This is a genomic window from Glycomyces dulcitolivorans (genome assembly GCF_003265355.1).
In the GTDB taxonomy this organism is placed as follows: domain Bacteria; phylum Actinomycetota; class Actinomycetes; order Mycobacteriales; family Micromonosporaceae; genus Glycomyces; species Glycomyces dulcitolivorans.
This window is the reverse complement of sequence record NZ_QFRW01000062.1, coordinates 1-4,586: the sequence shown is the minus strand read 5'-3', so window position 1 is coordinate 4,586 and position 4,586 is coordinate 1. Positions and strand designations below refer to the sequence as shown.

The 4,586-nt window shown below is 71.7% G+C and carries 5 protein-coding genes and 2 pseudogenes; 4 read left to right on the top strand and 3 right to left on the bottom strand.

Annotated features, from left to right (window positions below; genetic code table 11):
* Positions 1 to 569, bottom strand: a 569-nt coding sequence (locus DI269_RS04650; protein WP_198667147.1) for an MFS transporter, incomplete at its 3' end; no start/stop codon positions are given.
* A gap of 40 nt (positions 570 to 609) precedes the next feature.
* On the opposite strand from DI269_RS04650, the gene DI269_RS04645 reads away from it, so the two are divergent.
* Positions 610 to 1,110, top strand: a complete 501-nt coding sequence (locus DI269_RS04645; RefSeq protein WP_112133957.1) for a MarR family winged helix-turn-helix transcriptional regulator — start codon at positions 610 to 612, stop codon at positions 1,108 to 1,110.
* On the opposite strand, the gene DI269_RS04640 is transcribed toward DI269_RS04645, so the two are convergent.
* Complete coding sequence (locus DI269_RS04640) at positions 1,107 to 2,051, bottom strand: helix-turn-helix transcriptional regulator (RefSeq protein WP_112133956.1); 945 nt, start codon at positions 2,049 to 2,051, stop codon at positions 1,107 to 1,109. The genes DI269_RS04645 and DI269_RS04640 overlap by 4 nt on opposite strands.
* Before the next feature lie 84 nt (positions 2,052 to 2,135).
* Here DI269_RS04640 and DI269_RS04635 point away from each other — a divergent pair, with 84 nt between their 5' ends.
* From DI269_RS04635 to DI269_RS04625, 3 genes and pseudogenes are all read left to right on the top strand, one after another.
* Positions 2,136 to 2,537: a VOC family protein gene (locus tag DI269_RS04635; RefSeq protein WP_112133955.1), complete on the top strand. Its 402-nt coding sequence runs from the start codon at positions 2,136 to 2,138 to the stop codon at positions 2,535 to 2,537.
* On the top strand, positions 2,534 to 3,097 hold the full coding sequence (locus DI269_RS04630; protein WP_112133954.1) for a YdeI/OmpD-associated family protein: 564 nt from the start codon (positions 2,534 to 2,536) through the stop codon (positions 3,095 to 3,097). The genes DI269_RS04635 and DI269_RS04630 overlap by 4 nt, the downstream gene beginning before the upstream one ends.
* Positions 3,098 to 3,129: 32 nt before the next feature.
* Positions 3,130 to 4,275 (top strand): annotated as a pseudogene (locus DI269_RS04625) (aminotransferase class I/II-fold pyridoxal phosphate-dependent enzyme).
* Here DI269_RS04625 and DI269_RS04620 read toward each other — a convergent pair.
* Positions 4,272 to 4,586, bottom strand: a pseudogene (locus DI269_RS04620) (hypothetical protein); the annotation flags it as partial. The pseudogenes DI269_RS04625 and DI269_RS04620 sit on opposite strands and share 4 nt — an antisense overlap.

Below are 4,586 nucleotides of genomic sequence, written 5' to 3'. Positions count from 1 at the left end.
ATGGAGGCGACGACCAGAGCGGCTGCGGCGCAGGCGGCGGCGAGGACGGCGGCGGCCGCGAGGAACCCGGCGCCGGCGTCGCCGGAGGCGCCGCCGAGGGCGAGCATCCCGGCGGCGGCGAGGCTGCCGAATCCCATGCCGCCGTTGCGAAGGCTCCGGTCCCAGGCCAGGAGCCGGTCGCGCTCCTCCCCCTCGGCCAGGTCCCCGATGAGCGACTGCTGGCTGGGCGAGGCGGCCCACATGGCGACGGCGACGACAAGCGCCACGGCCAGGAACGCGGTGTAGGAGTGGGCGAGCGGGTAGAGCGCGAACCCGATGGCGCGCAAGGCGAGCGCCCCGGCGTAGACCCGCTTGCCGCCGAACCGGTCGATGAGCGACCCGATGACGGGCATCGAAGCGAGCGCCCCGAGCCCGGCGAGGGTGAGCCCGGTGCCGATCGCGGTGAGGGACTGGCCGGTGAGGGCGTGGACGAACAGCATGGTCAGCGGCACATAGACGCCCTGCCCAAGCGAATCGACGAAGCTCGCGGCGATGAAGCGGCGCCGGGCGGAGGGGAATTTGTCTTCCATGGAAGACATAATATCTTCCTTGGAAGCTAGAATGCAAGTCATGCGGAACGACGGAGTACCTGAGAACGACGCGGTCGCCGACATGGTCGGCCAGTGGCAGCGCGAGCGCCCGGACCTGGACGCCTCCCCGATGCTGGTGGTGGGCAGGATGTTCCGGCTCACCGACGAGTTCGACCGGCGCCTGCGCCCGCCCTTCGCCGAGGCCGGCCTCGGCAACGGCGACTTCGACGTCCTCGCGGCCCTGCGCCGCTCGGGACCGCCGTACTCGCTCTCGGCGGGCGAGCTGAGCCGCACGGTCCTGGTGACGACCGGCGCGATCACCAAGCGCGTCGACCGCCTCGAAGCCAAGGGCCTGGTCGCCAGGTCGGTCACCGACGAGGACGCGCGTGGGCGGCGGATCACCTTGACGCCGCAGGGAATCGAGATGACCGACCGGCTCATGGGCGTCCATCTCGCGAACCAGGAGCGGCTCCTGAAGAGCCTCACCGAAACCGAGCGCGAGACGCTCACAGCGCTCCTGGCGAAACTCGCAAAGGGCTAAGCGGCCCGCAACCGCGCGGCCAGCGCCCGCAGCTCCTCCCGCAGCCCCTCCGGCTCCTCAACGGTGAACGGAAGATCGAGGGAAGTCGCGAACAGCGCAAGATCGCGCAGCGAGTCGGTCCCCGTCTCCCACAGGCATTCGCCCTCGCCCGCCGCTTCGAGCAGGCCGCCGCCGACCGGCAGCCGATCCGCCGCTTCAGCAAGGGGCACAAGGAGTCTGATGCGGGCCGGGTAGCGCCAGGCCGCCTGCCCGACACCCCTCAGAACATGCGCGACGGCCTCCTCCGGCGGGTCCTTCGGCGTGAACCGCGGGCCGTTCGGAATCCGGGGCCGGATGCGGTCGGCCCGGTAGGTGCGCCAGTCGGCGCGGTCGACGTCCCAGGCCAGCAGGTACCAGCGCCGCCCGGTGTAGACGAGGCGGTGCGGCTCGGCCCGGCGCCGCGACTCCTCCCCCGCGCGGTCGAGGTAGTCGAACCGCAGCTGCTCGCACCGGTGCACGGCCTCGGCGACCGCGGTCAGGACCTCGGCGTCGACCGCGGGCCCGGCCGCGGCGGCCGAGACGGTCGCCGAGCGGAGCACGTCGATGCGCCGCCGCAGCCGCGAGGGCATCGTCTGCTCCAGCTTCGCCAAGGCGCGCAAGGAGGTCTCCTCGATCCCCGACACCGACCCGGAGGCGGCCGCGCGCAGGCCGACCGCGACGGCCACGGCCTCCTCGTCGTCCAAGAGCAAGGGCGGCATCGCATTCCCGGCCTCAAGGCGGTAGCCGCCGGCCGCGCCGGTAGTGGAAGCGACCCGGTAGCCGAGCTGGCGGAGCTTGCCGACATCGGTGCGCACGGTCCTGGTGCTCACCTCCAAACGCTCGGCCAGCGCCGCACCCGACCACTCACGGTGGGCCTGAAGCAGAGCGAGCAGACGCAGCAGCCGCGCGGAAGTCTCCAACATTCCCCGATCCTCCCACGCATTGCGGAAGGAAGTCTGCCGCAATGGTCCGTAGCGTGGGGTTCAACGACAACGAAGGAGCACGCCATGTTGCGGGGATTCGCCACCGTCACCTATTTCGCCGAGGACCTGGACGCCGCCAAGGCCTGGTACGCCGAGCTGCTCGGCATCGAGGCGTACTTCGAGGTCCCCGGCGGGTACGCGGAGTTCCGCGTCGGCGACTACGGGCACGAGCTGGGCCTGGTCAAGGGCTCCTGGGCGCCGCACGACATGAAGGCGGCCCCGGGCGGGGCCATCGCGTACTGGCACGTCGACGACCTCGACGCCGCGATCGATCGCCTGAAAGCCAAGGGCGCCACCGAACACGAACCGAAGACGGTCCGTGGAGACGGCTTCGTCACCGCGTCCTTCATCGACCCGTTCGGGAACGTCCTGGGCGTCATGTTCAACCAGCACTACCTCGACGTCCTCGCCGGAGCCGCGAAATGAGCCCCCTGGAGTTCGCCGACCGAGGCGAATGGGAAGCCTGGCTGGAGGAGCACCACGAAGACGCGACCGAGGCGTGGCTGCGAATCGGCAAGCGCCGCAGCCCACTCACTCTGGTGAGGATCGAGGAGGCCCTCGACGCGGCCCTGTGCTTCGGCTGGATCGACGGCCAGCGCAAGGCCCTCGACGCCGACTCCTTCCTCCAGCGCTACACCCCGCGCCGCGCCGCCAGCGCCTGGTCGCAGGTCAACCGCGTCAAGGTCGAAGCGCTCATCACCGAAGGCCGCATGCGCCCCGCGGGCGCGGCCCGGATCGCCGAAGCGAAGGCCGACGGCCGCTGGGACGCGGCCTACGAGCCGCAGTCCACCGCCGAGGTCCCGCCCGAACTGAAGGCCGCCGTCGCCGCAGCGAACGCCGAAGCGGCCTTCGCGGCCCTCCCCAGGAGCGAGCGCTACACCCTCATGCTCCCCCTCCTCCAGGCCCGCACCGCGGCCGCGCGCGAGCGCATCGCGGCCCGCATCGCCGCGTCCCTCAGGGCGACGGGTCCGTCCGGACCCCAGTGAGATGATGGCCGGGTTCGCAGAGGAGGAACCCCATGGACCTACCGGGCCCGGCCAAGCCGCAGACCACCATCTTCACCGTCATGTCCGCGCTCGCGCAGCAGTACGGGGCCGTGAACCTCGGGCAGGGGTTCCCCGACGAGTCGGGGCCCGAGCACGTGATCGAGGCGGCCGTGGCGGCGATGCGGGACGGGCGGAACCAGTATCCGCCGATGCCGGGCGTTCCCGAACTGCGCGAAGCGATCGCGGCCCACCAGCGCGACTGGTACGGGCTCGCGCCGAGTCCGGATGACGGGGTCGTGGTGACCGCGGGGGCCTCTGAGGCGATCGCCGCGGCGATGCTCGCGTTCGTGCGGCCCGGGGACGAGGTCGTGGCGATGGAGCCGTTCTAGGACTCCTACAAGGCGTCGGTGGAGCTGGCGGGCGGGCGGATCGTGCCGTGGCGGCTGGAGGCCCCGGCGTTCCGGCCCGACCTCGACCGGCTCGAATCGATCGTCAACGACCGCACCAAGGTCCTGCTGCTGAACACCCCGCACAACCCGACCGGAACGGTCCTGGACCGCGCCGAGCTCGAAGCGGTCGCGCGGATCGCGATCGAGCGGGACCTGCTGGTGGTCACCGACGAGGTGTACGAGCACCTGGTGTTCGACGGCCGCCTGCACGAGCCGATCGCCGCGCTCCCGGGCATGTGGGACCGGACGGTGTCGATCAGCTCGGCCGGGAAGACGTTCTCGGTGACCGGCTGGAAGATCGGCTGGGCCACCGGCCCCGCGGCCCTGGTCGACCGGGTCAAGGGCGTCAAGCAGTACCTGTCGTTCGCCTCGGGCACCCCGTTCCAGTACGGGATCGCCGCCGCGCTCGCCTCCGGGCGCGAGTACTACGAGGACTACCTGACTTCGTACGCCGTACGGCGCGACCTGCTCGCCGAGGGCCTCGCCTCGCTCGGGTTCACCGTGTACGAGCCGCAGGGCACCTACTTCATCACCACCAGCGCCGCCCCGCTCGGGTACGAGGACGGCATGGCGTTCTGCCTCGCCCTGCCCGAGAAGTGCGGGGTCGTCGCGGTCCCCACGCAGGTGTTCTACGCGGACCCCGAGCCCAGGCCCGAGGTCCGCTTCACGTTCTGCAAGCCCCGGGCCGTCCTGGAGGAGGGCCTGGAGCGCCTGCGCAAAAACCTTTAGATGATGACCGAGAGCAGCACGAAGAACACCACGAGCAGGATGATCACGGCCGCGCCGGTCACCAGGACGGCCGGCTCCTGCGACAGGGGCCGCTTCGCGGGCTGCTGCTGGTAGGCCATCTGCTGCTGCGGCGCGGGCTGGTAGTTCGTCTGCGGCGGCAGCATCTGCGGGGCCTGGACCGGCTGCTGCGGCGCCTGCTGCACGGGCGGGCGCGGGGCCGACATGTGCCCGGCGGGCGAGACGGGGCCGCCCGAGGTCGGGCGGGCCAGCGGCTGCTGGTCGGTCGGGGCCGGCCCGGAGGCGGCGCGGAC

Coding starts and splice junctions, on each gene's coding strand:
- DI269_RS04645 (WP_112133957.1), top strand. CDS start 610: ATGCGGAACGACGGAGTACCTGAGAACGACGCGGTCGCCGACATGGTC.
- DI269_RS04640 (WP_112133956.1), bottom strand. CDS start 2,051: ATGTTGGAGACTTCCGCGCGGCTGCTGCGTCTGCTCGCTCTGCTTCAG.
- DI269_RS04635 (WP_112133955.1), top strand. CDS start 2,136: ATGTTGCGGGGATTCGCCACCGTCACCTATTTCGCCGAGGACCTGGAC.
- DI269_RS04630 (WP_112133954.1), top strand. CDS start 2,534: ATGAGCCCCCTGGAGTTCGCCGACCGAGGCGAATGGGAAGCCTGGCTG.